Source organism: Streptomyces sp. 8K308, assembly GCF_004348315.1.
Lineage (GTDB): Bacteria > Actinomycetota > Actinomycetes > Streptomycetales > Streptomycetaceae > Streptomyces.
The window spans coordinates 1-16,317 of sequence record NZ_SMKC01000140.1 but is presented as its reverse complement, the minus strand read 5'-3'; the positions used below and the strand labels follow the sequence as shown (position 1 = coordinate 16,317).

14 protein-coding genes are annotated in these 16,317 nt (G+C 72.4%); 7 read left to right on the top strand and 7 right to left on the bottom strand.

Features of this window, described 5'->3' with window-relative positions; all coding sequences use genetic code 11:
• Positions 1-243 precede the first annotated feature (243 nt).
• Positions 244-2,496 (top strand): ATP-dependent RecD-like DNA helicase, encoded by a 2,253-nt coding sequence (locus E1265_RS19675; RefSeq protein WP_132931749.1) that lies wholly within the window; start codon positions 244-246, stop codon positions 2,494-2,496.
• 140 nt (positions 2,497-2,636) lie between these two features.
• The gene (locus E1265_RS19670; RefSeq protein WP_132931747.1) at positions 2,637-3,959 is read left to right on the top strand and encodes a citrate synthase; all 1,323 of its coding nucleotides are present in this window, start codon (positions 2,637-2,639) and stop codon (positions 3,957-3,959) included.
• Positions 3,960-4,760: 801 nt separating this feature from the next.
• On the opposite strand, the gene E1265_RS19665 is transcribed toward E1265_RS19670, so the two are convergent.
• Positions 4,761-4,982 carry a heavy-metal-associated domain-containing protein gene (locus E1265_RS19665; protein ID WP_132931745.1) on the bottom strand — a complete coding sequence of 74 codons (222 nt, stop codon included), beginning with the start codon at positions 4,980-4,982 and terminating at the stop codon, positions 4,761-4,763.
• A 222-nt stretch (positions 4,983-5,204) separates the two neighbouring features.
• Here E1265_RS19665 and E1265_RS19660 point away from each other — a divergent pair, with 222 nt between their 5' ends.
• Complete coding sequence (locus E1265_RS19660) at positions 5,205-5,771, top strand: VTT domain-containing protein (RefSeq protein ID WP_132931743.1); 567 nt, start codon at positions 5,205-5,207, stop codon at positions 5,769-5,771.
• Here the strand turns inward: E1265_RS19660 and E1265_RS19655 are convergent.
• The 6 genes from E1265_RS19655 to iolC form a co-directional block, all read right to left on the bottom strand.
• Complete coding sequence (locus tag E1265_RS19655; RefSeq protein WP_132931742.1) at positions 5,728-5,919, bottom strand: MerR family transcriptional regulator; 192 nt, start codon at positions 5,917-5,919, stop codon at positions 5,728-5,730. The genes E1265_RS19660 and E1265_RS19655 overlap by 44 nt on opposite strands.
• A gap of 192 nt (positions 5,920-6,111) precedes the next feature.
• Entirely contained in the window at positions 6,112-7,608 is a 1,497-nt protein-coding gene (locus tag E1265_RS19650; RefSeq protein ID WP_132931740.1) for a CoA-acylating methylmalonate-semialdehyde dehydrogenase, read from the bottom strand.
• A gap of 28 nt (positions 7,609-7,636) precedes the next feature.
• Positions 7,637-9,532, bottom strand: coding sequence for a 3D-(3,5/4)-trihydroxycyclohexane-1,2-dione acylhydrolase (decyclizing) (gene iolD / locus E1265_RS19645; RefSeq protein ID WP_132931738.1), 1,896 nt, complete (start codon positions 9,530-9,532; stop codon positions 7,637-7,639).
• Positions 9,529-10,452, bottom strand: a complete 924-nt coding sequence (iolB, locus tag E1265_RS19640) for a 5-deoxy-glucuronate isomerase (protein ID WP_132931736.1) — start codon at positions 10,450-10,452, stop codon at positions 9,529-9,531. The genes iolD and iolB overlap by 4 nt, the downstream gene beginning before the upstream one ends.
• A gap of 60 nt (positions 10,453-10,512) precedes the next feature.
• A complete protein-coding gene (locus tag E1265_RS19635; RefSeq protein ID WP_132931734.1) occupies positions 10,513-11,391 on the bottom strand; it encodes a deoxyribose-phosphate aldolase in 879 nt (292 codons plus the stop codon).
• A complete protein-coding gene (gene iolC, locus E1265_RS19630; protein WP_132931732.1) occupies positions 11,388-12,422 on the bottom strand; it encodes a 5-dehydro-2-deoxygluconokinase in 1,035 nt (344 codons plus the stop codon). The genes E1265_RS19635 and iolC overlap by 4 nt, the downstream gene beginning before the upstream one ends.
• Positions 12,423-12,659: 237 nt before the next feature.
• Here iolC and E1265_RS19625 point away from each other — a divergent pair, with 237 nt between their 5' ends.
• From E1265_RS19625 to E1265_RS19610, 4 genes are all read left to right on the top strand, one after another.
• Positions 12,660-13,661, top strand: a complete 1,002-nt coding sequence (locus tag E1265_RS19625; RefSeq protein ID WP_132931730.1) for a substrate-binding domain-containing protein — start codon at positions 12,660-12,662, stop codon at positions 13,659-13,661.
• 20 nt (positions 13,662-13,681) lie between these two features.
• A complete protein-coding gene (locus E1265_RS19620; RefSeq protein ID WP_132931751.1) occupies positions 13,682-14,749 on the top strand; it encodes an ABC transporter permease in 1,068 nt (355 codons plus the stop codon).
• Between the two features lie 5 nt (positions 14,750-14,754).
• Positions 14,755-15,546, top strand: coding sequence for an ATP-binding cassette domain-containing protein (locus E1265_RS19615; RefSeq protein WP_132931728.1), 792 nt, complete (start codon positions 14,755-14,757; stop codon positions 15,544-15,546).
• The coding region (locus tag E1265_RS19610) for a sugar phosphate isomerase/epimerase (RefSeq protein ID WP_132931727.1) at positions 15,543-16,317 on the top strand (775 nt) is incomplete at its 3' end. The genes E1265_RS19615 and E1265_RS19610, both read left to right, overlap by 4 nt.

Genomic DNA, 16,317 nt, shown 5'->3' with positions numbered 1-16,317 from the left:
CGCCCGCCACCGCATCAGCGTCCTGTTCGCCATGCTCCGCGACGGCACCTTCTACGAACCACGCGTCCCCGAAGAAGCCGTCGCATGACCAGCTCGGGCTTGACGAAGGACATAGAGGCACCCCCCCCCGGAAAACGTCAGGCACCTGACAGCAAAACGGGATGTGTCGGAAAAACGTCCAACTCGTCGCGGCTGTGGACGGCCGGCCGCGCGCTGTCACCGCCTACGGCTACCGTCGGGGCCATGTCGCAAGGCGTGTCGCACGGCGCGGTGGTGCTCGAAGGGGTCCTGGAGCGCATCACGTATGCCAACGAGGAGAACGGCTACACCGTCGCCCGGGTGGACACCGGCCGGGGGAGCGGCGAGCTGCTGACGGTCGTCGGCTCGCTGCTCGGCGCGCAGGTGGGCGAGTCGCTGCGGATGACCGGCCGTTGGGGCTCGCACCCCAGCTACGGCCGCCAGTTCACGGTGGAGAACTACACCACGGTGCTGCCCGCGACCGTGCAGGGCATCCGCCGCTACCTCGGCTCTGGCCTTATCAAGGGCATCGGCCCCAAGACCGCCGAGCGGATCGTCGACCACTTCGGCACGGCCACCCTCGACGTCATCGAGGAGGACCCGCGCAGGCTGATCGCGGTGCCCGGGCTCGGCCCCAAGCGCACCGCGCTGATCGCCGCGGCCTGGGAGGAGCAGAAGGCCATCAAGGAGGTGATGGTCTTCCTGCAGAGCGTGGAGGTCTCCACCTCCATCGCCGTGCGGATCTACAAGAAGTACGGGGACGCCTCCATCTCGGTGGTGAAGAACCAGCCCTACCGGCTCGCGGCCGACGTGTGGGGCATCGGCTTCCTCACCGCCGACCGGATCGCCCGCGCCGTGGGCATACCGGCCGACAGCCCGGAGCGGGTCAAGGCCGGCCTGTCCTACGCCCTGTCGCAGGCCACCGACCAGGGCCACTGCTACCTGCCGGAGGAGCGGCTGATCTCGGACGCGGTGAAGCTGCTCCAGGTGGACACCGGCCTGGTCATCGAGTGCCTCGGCGAGCTCGCCGAGGACCCGGAGGGCCTGGTGCGCGAGAAGGTGCCGCACCCGGAAGGACAGGGTGAGGACGGCACGCTCACCGCCGTCTACCTGGTGCCCTTCCACCGCGCCGAGCTCTCGCTCGCCGGGCAGCTGCGCCGGCTGCTCGGCGCCGACGAGGACCGGCTGGCCACCTTCCAGGAGGTCGACTGGGGCAAGGCCCTTTCCTGGCTCGCCGGCCGCACCGGCGCCGAGCTCGCGCCCGAGCAGGAGGAGGCGGTGCGGCTCGCGCTCACCCGCAGGGTCGCGGTGCTCACCGGCGGCCCCGGCTGCGGCAAGTCGTTCACGGTTCGCTCGGTGGTCGAGCTGGCCCGCGCCAAGCGCGCCAAGGTGCTGCTCGCCGCGCCCACCGGGCGGGCCGCCAAGCGGCTCGCCGAGCTCACCGGCGCCGAGGCGTCCACGGTGCACCGGCTGCTCGAGCTCAAGCCGGGCGGGGACGCCGCCTACGACCGGGACCGGCCGCTCGACGCCGACCTGGTCGTGGTGGACGAGGCGTCCATGCTCGACCTGTTGCTGGCGAACAAGCTGGTCAAGGCCGTGGCGCCGGGCGCCCACCTGCTGCTGGTGGGGGACGTTGACCAGCTGCCATCGGTCGGCGCCGGCGAGGTGCTGCGCGACCTGCTCGCGCCCGGGAGCCCGGTGCCGGCCGTCCGGCTGACCAGGATCTTCCGGCAGGCCCAGCAGTCGGGCGTGGTCACCAACGCCCACCGGATCAACTCGGGGATCCCGCCGGTCACCTCGGGCCTGGCCGACTTCTTCCTGTTCGTCGAGGAGGAGACCGAGGAGGCCGGGCGGCTCGCCGTCGACGTGGCGTCCCGCCGGGTGCCGGCGAAGTTCGGGGTCGACCCGCGCCGCGACGTGCAGGTGCTCACCCCGATGCACCGTGGCCCGGCCGGTGCCGGCGTGCTCAACGGGCTGCTCCAGCAGGCCGTCACCCCCGCCAGGCCCGGGCTGCCGGAGAAGCGCTTCGGCGGCCGGGTCTTCCGCGTCGGCGACAAGGTCACCCAGGTCAGGAACAACTACGACAAGGGGCGCAACGGCGTCTTCAACGGCACGGTCGGCGTCGTCACCGGGCTCGACGTGGACGAGCAGCGGCTGACCGTGCTCACCGACGAGGACGAGGAGGTCCCCTACGACTTCGCCGAGCTCGACGAGCTCTCCCACGCCTACGCCGTCACCATCCACCGCTCGCAGGGCAGCGAGTACCCCTGTGTGGTCATCCCGGTCACGATGAGTGCCTGGATGATGTTGGAGCGGAACCTGCTGTATACGGCCGTCACGCGCGCCAAGAAGCTCGTGGTGCTCGTGGGATCCCGGCGCGCCCTGGGGCAGGCGGTGCGCTCGGTGTCTGCCGGCAGCCGCTGCACGGCCCTCGACGCCCGGCTCGCGGGAAAAATTCTTCGTCCGGAGCGCCCGTAAAAATCCGCATTCGCGCGGCACGGCGTGCCAGAAAATGGCCACTTGGCCGACCCCGAGTGCACATTCTGCGCCCAGATGGGGGACAGTAGGAGGGAGTCAGGGCACCTCGAAGAAGAGGCACAACGTCGGTGAGGGATGACGTGAGCGAAAACCGCAACAGCGACAGCGCAGGCAACGCGGACGACGCAGTATTCGTGCGGTACGGCGGGGACGAGTACCGCTACCCGATCGTCGAGAGCACGGTGGGTGACCGTGGCTTCGACATCAGCAAGCTGCGGTCCCAGACCGGTCTGGTGACCCTGGACTCCGGTTTCGGTAACACGTCGACGTGTAAATCGGAGATCACCTACCTCGACGGCGAGAAGGGCATCCTTCGCTACCGTGGGTATCCGATCGAGCAGCTCGCGGAGCACGGCTCGTTCCTCGAGACGGCCTACCTGCTCATCAACGGCGAGCTACCCACGGTCGACGAGCTGGCGACCTTCCGCGGCGAGATCACCAAGCACACGCTGCTCCACGAGGACGTGAAGCGCTTCTACGACGGCTTCCCGACGGACGCCCACCCGATGGCGATGCTGACCTCCGTGGTCAGCGCGCTGTCCACGTTCTACCAGGACAGCCACAACCCGTTCGACGAGCGGCAGCGCCACATCTCAACCATCCGGCTGCTCGCCAAGCTGCCGACGATCGCCGCCTACGCGTACAAGAAGGCCATCGGCCAGCCCGTGGTCTACCCGCGTAACGACCTCGGGTACGTGGAGAACTTCCTGCGGATGACCTTCTCCGTGCCGGCCGAGGACTACGAGCTCGACCCGGTCGTCACCAGCGCGCTGGACAAGCTGCTGATCCTGCACGCCGACCACGAGCAGAACTGCTCCGCCTCCACGGTCCGCATGGTGGGCTCCTCGCAGGCCAACCTGTTCGTCTCCATCTCGGCCGGCATCAACGCGCTCTGGGGCCCCCTGCACGGCGGCGCCAACGCGGCGGTGCTGGAGATGCTGGAGGCTATCCAGGCCGACGGCGGCGACGTGGACTCCTTCATCCGCCGGGTGAAGAACAAGGAGCAGGGCGTCCGCCTGATGGGCTTCGGGCACCGCGTCTACAAGAGCTTCGACCCCCGCGCGAAGATCATCAAGGCGGCCGCGCACGACGTGCTCTCGGCGCTCGGCAAGTCCGACGAGCTGCTGGACATCGCGCTGAAGCTCGAGGAGCACGCGCTCAGCGACGACTACTTCGTCTCGCGCAACCTGTACCCGAACGTCGACTTCTACACCGGCCTGATCTACCGCGCGATGGGCTTCCCGACCAGCATGTTCACCGTGCTGTTCGCGCTTGGCCGGCTGCCGGGCTGGATCGCCCAGTGGCACGAGATGATCACCGACCCGACCACCAGGATCGGCCGCCCGCGGCAGGTTTACACGGGCGTCGTCGAGCGGGACTACCTGCCGGTCGAGCAGCGCTGACGCTGGCCGCTGTGGCCTGGCGGTGCGGCGCCGCGGTCGGGCGTCCCGCGGGACGCCCGACTGCGGGCGTCCGCGAACGGGCCGCCGCACGGAGATGTGATGCAGGTCACATATCTGGTCGCGCAACTTTTCGCCGTCTCGTCGGTCTAACCGGTCGACGTTGGCGCGGATTCGGCTGGATCCACGCCGGCGGCCGTCCAGCCGGGGTCCCGTGGGGGGACGCTCTGAGCGGGCGGCAGGAAGCGCCCCGCGCCGGGCCCTGTGGGGGGACCCGCCGGCGGGGCGCTTTTCATTGCGGACCTGCGGCGCGCTCGGCGTGAGCGGGGGCGCCGGGGCCTGGCGGCCCCGTGCCGCTTGGCCCAAGCGGGGTCTGGCGGTCGCGTGTCGAACCGTGATGCTTGGTCCAGGAGGGGGTAGGGGCCTGGCGGCCCTGTGCGGAATCGCGGCGCTCGGCTCAAGCGCGGGCAACCCGGCCGGCCGTCGGCCGGGCGCTGCGCCCGGCCGAGGCCGGCGTGGCCACGCTGGGGGCGGGCCCTGAGGGCCGCTTCCGCGGTCGAAGGCCCGGTGGCGCGCCCGGATCGGGCTGGGCGCCGCGTCCCGGCCGGCCGTCCGGCCACGTGCCTCGGCCGGTGCCGAGCGCCGCGGTCGGGCTTGGGGGGGCGCCAGACGCCCGGTGCCCTGATCGCGGCTGGGCGCCACGTCGCGCCCGGGGCCGCCGGCCCTGACGGTGGCGTGGCCGGTGTCGAGCGCGGCGCGCCGGCCGTCAGGCCCCCGGTGCCTGGTCAGAGCCGAGCGCCGCGGTTACGCCTCGGCGCGGCCGAGGAGTTCGTAGCCGGCCTCGTCGACGGCGGCTCGGACCGCGTCGTCCGTGAGGGGGGTCTCGGCCACCACGGTGACCAGGCCGGTGTCCGCGGCCGCCGAGACCTCGGCGACCCCCGGCAGGGCGCCGACCTCGGCCGAGATGGCCTTCTCGCAGTGCCCGCAGCTCATTCCGGAGACCCGGTAGGTGATGGTGTCGCTCATGGCGATCGCCTCGCTTCCACGGTGAACGTCGTCCAACGGCTGTCGGCTCGGCTCCGACTATATACCCGCCTAGGGTATATCGATCGGGGGTGCCCCTAGGGGGGACCCGGCATCGTCCCGGGAACGGCCCCGGCGCCCTTCCGTCCCGTCGCGGACACGTGTCAACTTCTACTGACAGGTTGAACGGCGGGGCGACCCACGAGGGAACGGACGAACACCGGCATGGACGGCGCACTGTGGATGTACACGCTGCTGGCGCTCACCAGCGCGCCGCCCTACCTGCCCAACGCGGCGCTCATCGCCTCCGCGGGAGTCATGGCCCACGCCGGTGAACTGAGCCTGCCCCTCGTGGTGTTGGCGGTCGGCATCGGTGCGCTCGCCGGCGACGCGGTGATCTTCGCCGTCGGTCGGCTGGCCCGCGGCCGGGCCCTCGGCTGGCTCCGTCGCTCGCCCCGGCGGCGGGCCGCGCTCGACTGGACCGGGGCGCGGATGCACGCCCACGGGCTGCCGTTCGTGGTGGGCACGCGGTTCCTGCCGAGCGGCCGGGTCATCGGCGGCCTGACCGCCGCGCTCGTCGACTTCCCGGCCCGCCGCTACCTGCTCGGCATGGGCATCGCCCAGGCCGTCTGGGCCTCCTACTCCGTCGCCCTCGGCTACTGGGGCGCCGGGGCCCTGGGCGGCACGCTGCCCTCGGTGCTGATCGCCTGCGGGATCTCGCTCCTGGTGGCCGGCGCCGCCCGGCTGTTCAGCGGCGCCGGTTCCCGGGACGCCGCCGCACCCACTCCCTGATGGTGTCGGGGTACCAGAACGGCCTGCCGCCCTCCACCACGTCGGGCGGGGGCAGCAGGCCGTGCTTGCGGTAGGAACGCACGGTGTCCGGCTGCACCTGGATGTGGGCGGCGATCTCCCTGTACGACCAGAGTCCGCGGTCCGGCATCTCTTCGCACCTTTCTGGCCCCGCCGTCCAGCGGGGCCCCTACGGATAACCAGTGGGCCACTGCCCCCGAGAACGAGGCGTGGGGATGCCGGGGCCGGGCCTGTTGATCATCTGTGACGGGTAAGGCGCGTAACGGTGACGGCTGTCGCGGTCCCTGGATCAAGCCGAAGAGTCTCTGAACCTACAAGCCCATCAGGTGTGGCTCGGGAAGCCCAGGTTGACGGCACTCTCCGCCGGTTCCGGCCAGCGGGTGGTGACGACCTTGCCGCGCGTGTAGAAGCGCACCCCGTCGTTGCCGTAGACGTGGTGGTCGCCGAAGAGCGACTCCTTCCAGCCGCCGAACGAGTGGTAGCCCACCGGCACCGGGATCGGCACGTTCACCCCGACCATCCCGGCCGCCACCTCCAGCTGGAACCGCCGCGCGGCCCCGCCGTCCCGCGTGAAGATCGCCGAACCGTTGCCCCACGGCGAGGAGTTGATCAGCTCGATCGCCTCCTCGTAGTCGCCGGCCCGCACCACGCACAGCACGGGACCGAAGATCTCGTCCCGGTAGGCGTCCATCTCCCGCGACACCCGGTCGAGCAGCGACACCCCGAGGAAGAATCCCTCCTCGTGCCCCGGCACCGTCAACCCCGTGCCGTCGACCACCACTTCGGCGCCCTGCGCGGCCGCCCCCCGCACATAGGACGCCACCTTCTCCCGGTGCTCGGCGGTGATCAGCGGGCCCATCTCGCACGCCGGGTCGTCCCCGGGGCCGATCCGCAGGCCACGCGCCCGCTCCGCGATCCCCGCGACCAGCGCGTCGGCGGTCTCCTCGCCCACCGCGACGACCACGGACACCGCCATGCAGCGCTCACCGGCCGAGCCGTAGGCCGCGCTGACCGCCGCGTCGGCCGCCACCTCGAGATCGGCGTCCGGCAGCACCAGCATGTGGTTCTTCGCGCCGCCCAGCGCCTGCACCCGCTTGCCGTGCTCCACCGCGCCGCGATGGATCGCCCGCGCCACCGGCGTCGAGCCGACGAAGCTGACCGCCGCCACGTCCGGGTGCGCCAACAGCCGCTCCACCGCCTCCCGGTCGCCGTTGACCACGTTCAACACGCCCTCGGGGACACCCGCCTCGGCCGCCAGCTCCGCCAACAGCAGCGATGCCGAAGGGTCCTTCTCGCTGGGCTTCAGCACGAACGTGTTGCCGCAGGCGATCGCCACCGGGAACATCCACAGCGGCACCATCGCAGGGAAGTTGAACGGCGTGATGCCCGCCACCACGCCGAGCGGCTGCCTGAGCGACGCCACGTCCACCCCGGTCGACACCTGCGTCGACAGCTCGCCCTTCAGCTTCTCAGGGATCGCGCAGGCCAGTTCGACGATCTCCAGGCCCCGCGCCACCTCGCCGAGCGCGTCCGCGCGCACCTTGCCGTGCTCGGCGGTGATCAGCGCCGCCAGCTCGTCGCGCCGCGCCACCAGCAGCTCCCGGTAGCGGAACAGCAGGGCGGTGCGCCTGGCCAACGAGACCGCGCCCCACGAGCGGTGCGCCGCGACGGCCGCGGCCACCGCCGCGTCCACCTCGGCGGCCGAGGCCAGCGCGACCCGCGCCGCCTGGGCGCCGGTCGCCGGGTCGTAAACCGGGCCGAAGCGCTCAGAGGCGCCGGCCACGGGCTTGTTGTCGATGAAGTGTCCGATGGTCCTCACGGTGGTGCCTTCCCTCGTTCCCAGTGGCCTACAGGTGGCGGCGGCGCGCCGCCGCGCCGCGCTCGTACTCCTCGCGCGCCCGCCGCGCCGCCGGCCGCCCCGCGACCGCCGCCACCGGCACGTCCCACCACGCCTGCGCCGGCGGCGCGGTGTCCGCCGGATCCGTCTCCACGTGGACGCAGACCGGGCCCCTGGCCTCACGGGCCTCGGCCAGCGCCGCACGCAGCTCGGCGTAGGTGTGGGCGCGCAGCACCGTGAGCCCGAGCGAGGCGGCGTTGGCGGCCAGGTCGACGGGCAGCGGCTCGCCGGTGTAGCCGCCGTCCGGCGCCCGGAACCGGTAGGCGGTGCCGAAGCGTTCGGCGCCGGTCAGCTCGGAGAGGCCCCCGATCGAGGCGTAGCCGTGGTTCTGCACCAGCACGAGCACCAGATGCCGGCCCTCCTGTACGGCCGTCACCAGCTCGGTCGGGCCCATCAGATAGGTGCCGTCCCCGACCAGCGCCCACACCACGCGCTCTGGCGCGGCCAGCTTGACGCCGAGCGCGGCCGGGATCTCATAGCCCATGCAGGAGTAGCCGTACTCCACGTGGTACTGGCGGCGCGACCTGGTTCGCCACAGCTTGTGCAGGTCGCCCGGCATCGAGCCGGCCGCGTTGATCACCACGTCCTCGTCCCCGACCACCGCGTCGAGCGCGCCGAGCACCTGGGTCTGGGTGGGCCGGTCGGTACCGTTCTCCGGGGCCGACTTCTTCGGGCTGAACGCGGCGTCGACGACCGCCTCCCAGCGCTCCTTGGCCGCCCGGTAGCCGGCCGCGTACTCCGCCGCGACCCGGTGCCCGGCGAGCGCAGAGGCCAGCGCCGTCAGGCCGGCCCTGGCGTCCGCGACCAGCGGGAGACCGGCCAGCTTGTGCGCGTCGTGGGGCGCGATGGTGAGGTTGACGAAGCGGACGCCGGGGTCGGCGAACAGCGTGCCGGAGGCGGTGGTGAAGTCCGAGTAGCGGGTGCCCACGCCGATCACCAGGTCGGCGGCGCGGGCCAGTTCGTTGGCCACGGCCGTGCCGGTGTGGCCGATGCCGCCCACGTCGCACGGGTGGTCGTGGCGCAGCGAGCCCTTGCCGGCCTGGGTGGCCGCCACCGGGATGCCCGTCGCGTCGGCCAGTGCCCGCAACTCATCCTCGGCCACGCTGTGGTGCACCCCGCCGCCGGCGACGATCAGCGGCCGGCGGGCGGCCCGGATCGCGCGCGCCGCCTCGGCGAGCGCGTCCGCGTCGGGCGCCGGGCGCGGCACCCGCCACACCCGCTCGGCGAAGAACTCCGCTGGCCAGTCGAAGGCTTCGGCCTGCACGTCCTGCGGCAGCGCCAGCGTGACGGCGCCCGTCTCCACCGGGTCGGCGAGCACCCGCATGGCCTGGAGCGCGGCCGGCACCAACGCCTCCGGGCGGTGCACCCGGTCGAACCAGCGGGAGACCGGCCGCAGCGCGTCGTTGACCGACACGTCGCCCGCACCCGGGTGTTCGAGCTGCTGGAGCACCGGGTCCGCCGGCCGGGTGGCGAAGGTGTCGCCTGGCAACAGCAGCACGGGGAGCCGGTTGATGGTGGCGAGCGCCGCGCCGGTCACCAGGTTGGTGGCGCCCGGGCCGATGGAGGTGGTGACCGCGTGCGCCGAGAGCCGGTCGCGCTGCCGCGCGTAGCCGACGGCGGCGTGCACCATGGCCTGCTCGTTCCGCCCCTGGAAGAAGGGCAGTTCGGCGCCCGGGCCCTGGCCGCTCTCCAGCAGCGCCTGGCCGACGCCGGCCACGTTGCCGTGCCCGAAGATGCCCCAGCAGGCGGCGACGAGCCGCTCCCGGCGGCCGTCCCGCTCGGTGTACTGCCTGGCCAGGAACCGGACCAGGGCCTGGGCGACTGTCAGTCGGACGGTTCCGCTCATCGGGTGGCCTCCCCGTTCTCCTGCGTGCGGTAGCGCGGGAGCCGGGGGTCCGGCTCCTGCTGGTGCCAACTGCCCCTGATCCAGGCGTGGTCCGGGTGGTCGCGGATCAGCCAGGCCCGGTCGGGGTCGGGGCCCGCCATCACGTTGAGGTAGTACATGTCGTGCCCGGGCGCGGCGATCGACGGGCCGTGCCAACCGTCCGGGATCACCACCGCGTCGCCGGTGCGTACCTCAGCGAGCACGTCGGTGCCGCGGCCGTGGCCCGAGGGGCTGACCCGCTGGTAGCCGAGGCCCTCGGCCGCCGGGTTGCCCTCGGCGCCGGCGATCTCGAAGTAGTAGATCTCCTCGAGCTCCGACTCCTCGCCCGGATGCGAGGCGTCGTGCTTGTGCGGCGGGTACGAGGACCAGTTGCCGCCTGGCGTCAGTACCTCGACGGCGATCAGCCGGTCGGCCTCGAAGACGTCGGCCGCCGCGAAGTTGTTGACCTGGCGGCTGCACGCGCCGGCGCCGCGCAGCTCGACCGGCACCCGGTCGGCCGTGACGTGCCGGGCCGGCAGCCGCCGCGCGCAGCGGGCGCCGGTCAGGGCGAACCGGCCGCCGGCCGCCGAGTAGATGGCGACCTCGGCGTCCCTCGGCGCGTAGGCGAAGTCCGTCAGGCCGGCGAACACGCCGCTGCGGCCCAGCAGTTCGAACCGCTCGCCGTCGACCTCGACCAGGCAGCCGCCGGCCAGCGGCAGCACGATCCACTCGCTGTCGCCGGTCGCGAAGCGGTGCCTGCCGCCGGGCGCGAGCGGCAGCACGCGCAGGCTCGAGTAGCCCCAACCGGCCGACTCGGGGCTGATGTCCAGGGTGTAGGGGCCGGCGGCGGCGCTGCCGGCCGGCAGGTGGTATCGGGGGGACGCGGCGCTCGGGGGTGTCACCGTCGACGACCTCTCCTTCGCTGACTGTTGGTTGTGCGGAACGGCTGGGACGACGGACGGCTAGAGAAGCCCCACCGCGGTGCGGACGGCGCCCGCCACGTCGCCGTCCGGCGGGTAGAGCAGCGAGCGGCCCACCACCAGGCCCCGGACCGTGGGCAGCCGCAGCGCCTTGCGCCACTTCTCGTAGAGCCCGTCCTGGTCGCCTGTCACCTCGCCGCCGAGCAGCACCGCCGGCAGCGTCGAGGTCTCCATCACCCGCGCCATGTCGTCGGGGTCGGTGGTGACGGGCACCTTCAGCCAGGTGTAGGCGGAGGTGCCGCCGAGGCCCGAGGCGATGGCGATGGACGTGGCGACGGCCTCGGCGCTCAGGTCGTTGGTCAACCTGCCGGCTATTCGGCGGGAGATGAAGGGCTCGACGAAGACCGGCAGCCGGCGGCGCGCCATCTCGTCGATCACCCGGGCGGTGGTGTGCAGCGTCTCGAGCGAGCCGGGGTCCGAGTAGTCGACGCGCAGCAGCAGCTTGCCGGCGTCGAAGCCGAGCCGCTCGATGTCCTCGGGGCGGTGCCCGGTGAACCGGTCGTCGAGCTCGAACGCGGCCCCGGCGAGCCCGCCGCGGTTCATCGAGCCGAGCACCACCTTGTCGTCGAGCGCGCCGAGCAGCAGCAGGTCGTCCAGGACGTCGGCGGTGGCCAGCACCCCGTCGACGCCCGGCTGGGCGAGCGCGAGGGTCAGCCGCTCCAGCAGCTCCACCCGGTTGGCCATGGCGAGCCGCTGGCCGCCGACCGCGAGCGCGCCGCGCGCCGGGTGGTCGGCGGCGACGATCATCAGCCGGCCGCTCTCCCCGAGCAGCGGGCGGCGCGCCCGCCGCGCGGCCGCCTCGGCGATGGCCTCGGGATGTCGGCTGCGTACCGTGGCGAGCTCGGAGATGCTGATGCTCACGGAAGGATCCCTTCCCGGTCGGTGTCGCGGGCGGCCGGGGCGCCGCCGAGCAGCTCCTCGACCTCGTGGGGGTAGGGCATGGCGGACGAGCACGCGAGCCGGCCGGCGACCAGCGCGCCCGCCGCGTTGGCGAACCTGGTCATCCGGTGGGGCTCCCAGCCGGCCAGCAGCCCGTGGCAGAGCGCCCCGCCGAACGCGTCCCCCGCGCCGAGGCCGTTGACCACCTCGACGGGGTGCGGCGGGGCCTCGGCCACGGTGCCGTCCCGGTGCACGGCAAGCACCCCGGCGGGGCCCTGCTTGACGACGGCCAGCTCCACGCCGGCCTCGAGCAGCGCATCGGCGCAGGCGCGCGGCTCGCGGACGCCGGTGGCCACCTCGCACTCCTCCAGGTTGCCCACGGCGACGGTGGCGTGGGCCAGCGCCTCGCGGTACACGCCGCGCGCGTCCGCTGAGGCGCCGTCGCCCCAGGCCCCGCCCTTCCAGAACATCGGCCGCCAGTCGAGGTCGAAGACCGTGGCGACCTGGTTCACGGCGCGGCCGCCCTCGGATCTGGCGGCGAGCGCGGCCAGCGTCGCGCTCCGGCTCGGCTCCTCGCACAGGCCGGTGCCGCTCATCCAGAAGATCCGCGCCGCGCGGATCGCCGCCAGGTCGAGCTCGTCGGCGTGGATCACCAGGTCGGGCGCCTTGGGCAGCCGGTAGAAGTAGAGCGGGAAGTCGTCGGGCGGGAAGATCTCGCAGAAGGTGACGGGCGTCGGGTACTCCGGCACCGCCGTGACCCACCGGTCGTCGACACCGAACTCCCGCAGCGCGCGGTGGCAGTAGTCGCCGAACGGGTCGCGCCCGGTGCGGCTGATCACCGCGGCGGCCCGGCCGAGGCGGGCGGCGGCGACGGCCACGTTGGTCGGGGAGCCGCCGAGGAATTTGCCGAACGATTCGACCTCCGCCAGTGGCAGGCCCGTCTGCAGCGGGTAGATATCGACCCCGATGCGCCCCATGGTGATGACATCGAGTGCCGTCCCGTCCGTCGTCATCCGCGCTCTCCCTCCGCCGTCCCTGTGTGTGGTCGCCGTGTTCGCGCCGCCCCCAGCGTCGGCCCAGCCGGCTTCCCCTGTCAATGGTTTGTCTTTACATATGGACATCTCGATGACGTAAAGATGAAGTGTTGTCCTGACAATCTATTGACAGGTGAGCTCACCCGGCGGTTTGCTCACCCTCTGTGACCCGCCTCCACCACCCCTTCACTCTCACACCGAAGTGAGGTAGAAACGATGAACCGGATCAGTCGCCCCCTGCTCGCGGCGGGCTGCGCCGCGGCCCTGCTGTTCGTCGCCGGATGCTCGAGCGAGTCCGGCGGCAGGCGCGCCCAGGAGGAGGCGGAGGACCTCGCGGCCGGCCGGGCCGACACCCCCCGCATCAGGATCGCCATGATCACCCACGGCGGGCGTGGCGACACGTTCTGGGACATCGTCCGCAAGGGAGCCGAGGACGCCGCCAGCAAGGACAACGCCGAACTCATCTACTCCGGCGACCCCAGCGCGGCCGGCCAGGCCAGCCTCATCGAGAACGCCATCGACCAGGACGTCGACGGCATCGCCCTCACCATGGCCAACCCCGAGGCGCTGGCCGACGCGATAGCCGAGGCCCAGGCCGCCGGCATCCCCGTCGTCGGCCTCAACGCCGGCCTCCCCGCCTGGCAGGACGCCGGCCTTCTTTCCTACTTCGGCCAGGACGAGGGCGTGGCGGGACGCGCCTTCGGCGACCGGCTCAACGAACTCGACGCCCAGCACGTCGTCTGCGTCATCCACGAACAGGGCAACATCTCGCAGGAACAGCGCTGCGGCGGCCTCGCCGAGACCTTCGAAGGTGAGACCGAGAACCTGTACGTCGACGGCGCCGACCTGCCTGCCGTCCGCTCCACCATCGAGGCCAAGCTCCGCCAGGACGGCTCCATCGACTACGTCGCCGCCCTCGGCGCCCCCTACGCGCTCGCCGCCGTCGACGCCGTCTCCGGCGCCGGCAGCGACGCCGAGATCGCCACCTTCGACCTCAACCCCGAGCTCGCCACCGCCATCGAGGACGGCGACATCCAGTTCGCCGTCGACCAACAGCCCTACCTCCAGGGCTACCTGGCCGTCGACGCCCTCTGGCTCTACAACGCCAACGGCAACGTCAGCGGCGGCGGCACCGAACCCGTCCTCACCGGACCCGCCTTCGTCGACCGCGACAACGTCGAGGCCGTCGCCGAGTTCGCCGCCAACGGCACCAGGTGAGCGGGGAGTTGAGCCACGACATGATCGCCAACGCCACCGTGGAACCCGCGGCGACCCCCGAACGGCCGCCCGTCGCCGACGGGCGCACCGCCCGCCGCTCCCCGCTCCGCCGGCTCCTCGGGCGCCCCGAGATGGGCGCGCTGGTCGGCGCCGCCGCCGTCTACGCGCTCTTCTACGCCGTCGCGCCCACCTTCCGGCAGCTCGACTCCCTCTCCACCGTCCTCTACCAGGCATCCACCCTCGGCATCATGGGCGTCGCCGTCGCCCTGCTGATGATCGGCGGCGAGTTCGACCTGTCGGCCGGCGTCGCCGTCACCACCTCCGCGCTCACCGCCAGCATGTTCGCGTTCCAACTCACCCTGAACGTCTGGTCCGGGGTGCTGATCGCGCTCGTACTCTCGCTCGCGGTCGGCGCGCTCAACGGCGTCCTGCTGGTCCGCACCAAGCTGCCCAGCTTCCTCGTCACCCTGGCCACCTTCCTTATGCTCCAGGGCCTCAACCTCGCCGTCACCAAGGCGATCACCGGCAACGTCGCCACCGACTCCATCCGCGACATGGACGGCTTCGACCAGGCACGCGCCGTCTTCGCCGCCACCCTCACCATCGGCGACACCCAGCTGCGGGTCAGCGTCCTGTGGTGGCTCGGCTTCGCCGCCCTCGCCACCTGGGTGCTGCTGCGCACCCGCTACGGCAACTGGGTCTTCGCGGTCGGCGGCAACCCGGAGAGCGCCCGCGCCGTCGGCGTGCCCGTGGCGTTCGTGCGGATCAGCCTCTTCACGACCGTCGGCTTCGCCGCCTGGTTCGTCGGCATGCACCAGCTGTTCGCGTTCAACACCGTGCAGTCCAACGGCGGCATCGGCAACGAACTCCTCTACATCGCCGCCGCCGTGGTCGGCGGCTGCCTGCTGACCGGCGGCTACGGCTCCATCGTGGGCCCCGCCGTCGGCGCGTTCCTGTTCGGCATGGCCAACCAGGGGATCGTCTACGCCAACTGGGACCCCGACTGGTTCATGTTCTTCCTCGGCGGGATGCTGCTGCTCGCCGTGCTGCTCAACCTGTGGGTCCGACGCCAGGCCACCCGGAGGTGACGACCATGACCCCGCAGACCCCGCTCGTCGAACTCCGCGCCGTCGGCAAGTCCTACGGCAACATCCACGCCCTGCGCGACGTCGACCTCGCCGTGCACGCGGGCCGGGTCGCCTGCGTGCTCGGCGACAACGGCGCCGGCAAGTCCACCCTCATCAAGGTCATCTCCGGGCTGCACCGGCACACCACCGGTGAGCTCCTCATCGACGGCGAGCCGGCCAGGCTCTCCTCGCCCCGCGACGCCCTCGACCGCGGCATCGCCACCGTCTACCAGGACCTCGCCACCGTCACCCTGATGCCGGTCTGGCGCAACTTCTTCCTCGGCTCGGAACTCACCCGCGGCCGCTGGCCACTCCAACGGCTCGACATCCCCCGCATGCGGCAGGTCGCCGACGCCGAGCTGCGCGCCATGGGCATCGTTCTCGACGACGTCGACCAGCCCGTCGGCTCGCTCTCCGGCGGCCAACGGCAGTCCGTGGCCATCGCCCGCGCCGTCCACTTCGGCGCCCGGGTCCTCATCCTCGACGAGCCCACCGCGGCGCTCGGCGTCAAGCAGTCCGGCGTCGTCCTCCGCTACGTCGCGGCCGCCCGCGAACGCGGCCTCGGCGTCGTCTTCATCACCCACAACCCGCACCACGCCTACCTCGTGGGCGACCACTTCACGGTGCTGCGGCTCGGCACCGTCGAACTCAGCGCCGACCGGGCCGACGTCGACCTCGACCACCTCACCCACCAGATGGCCGGCGGCGCCGAGTTGGACGAGCTCCGCCACGAACTGACAGGAGACTCAGCACCATGAGCGACGCGCCGGTGAAGCCGCCCGTCCTGGATCGGATCAGGGTCGGCTCGGCCCCCGACTCCTGGGGCGTCTGGTTCCCGGACGACCCCCGGCAGACCCCCTGGCACCGCTTCCTCGACGAGGTCGCCGAGGCCGGCTACCCGTGGATCGAACTCGGCCCCTACGGCTACCTGCCGACGGATCCGGCCGTGCTGCGCGACGAGTTGGGCCGCCGCGACCTGCGGGTCTCCGCCGGCACGGTCTTCACCGCCCTGCACCGCGGCCCCGCCGTCTGGGACGAGACGTGGGCCCACGTCTCGAAGGTCGCCGCCCTCACCCGGGCCGTCGACGCCGGCCACCTCGTGGTCATCCCCGAGTTCTGGCGCGACCCGGTCAGCGGCGAACGCACCGAGGAACCCGAGCTGACCGCCACCCAGTTCGCCGACCTCGCCGCCGGCATGGAACGCCTCGGCCGAGCCGCCCGCGACGAGTTCGGCCTCGGCATCGTCGTCCACCCACACGCCGACACCCACATCGCCACCGAGGAGCACGTCACCCGCTTCCTCGACGCGACCGACTCGTCGGCCGTCAACCTGTGCCTCGACACCGGCCACTACGCCTACTGCGGCGGCGACAGCGTCAAGCTCATCGAGACCTACGGCGAGCGGATCGGCTACCTCCACCTCAAGCAGGTCGACCCGGCGATCCTCGCCGACGTCATCGCCGACGAGATCCCGTTCGGCCCGGCCGTCCAACGCGGCGTCATGTGCGAACCGCCGACCGGCATCCCGG

Coding starts and splice junctions, on each gene's coding strand:
- E1265_RS19615 (WP_132931728.1), top strand. CDS start 14,755: ATGACCCCGCAGACCCCGCTCGTCGAACTCCGCGCCGTCGGCAAGTCC.
- E1265_RS19675 (WP_132931749.1), top strand. CDS start 244: ATGTCGCAAGGCGTGTCGCACGGCGCGGTGGTGCTCGAAGGGGTCCTG.
- iolD (WP_132931738.1), bottom strand. CDS start 9,532: ATGAGCGGAACCGTCCGACTGACAGTCGCCCAGGCCCTGGTCCGGTTC.
- E1265_RS19660 (WP_132931743.1), top strand. CDS start 5,205: ATGGACGGCGCACTGTGGATGTACACGCTGCTGGCGCTCACCAGCGCG.
- E1265_RS19625 (WP_132931730.1), top strand. CDS start 12,660: ATGAACCGGATCAGTCGCCCCCTGCTCGCGGCGGGCTGCGCCGCGGCC.
- iolC (WP_132931732.1), bottom strand. CDS start 12,422: ATGACGACGGACGGGACGGCACTCGATGTCATCACCATGGGGCGCATC.
- E1265_RS19655 (WP_132931742.1), bottom strand. CDS start 5,919: ATGCCGGACCGCGGACTCTGGTCGTACAGGGAGATCGCCGCCCACATC.
- E1265_RS19665 (WP_132931745.1), bottom strand. CDS start 4,982: ATGAGCGACACCATCACCTACCGGGTCTCCGGAATGAGCTGCGGGCAC.
- E1265_RS19620 (WP_132931751.1), top strand. CDS start 13,682: ATGATCGCCAACGCCACCGTGGAACCCGCGGCGACCCCCGAACGGCCG.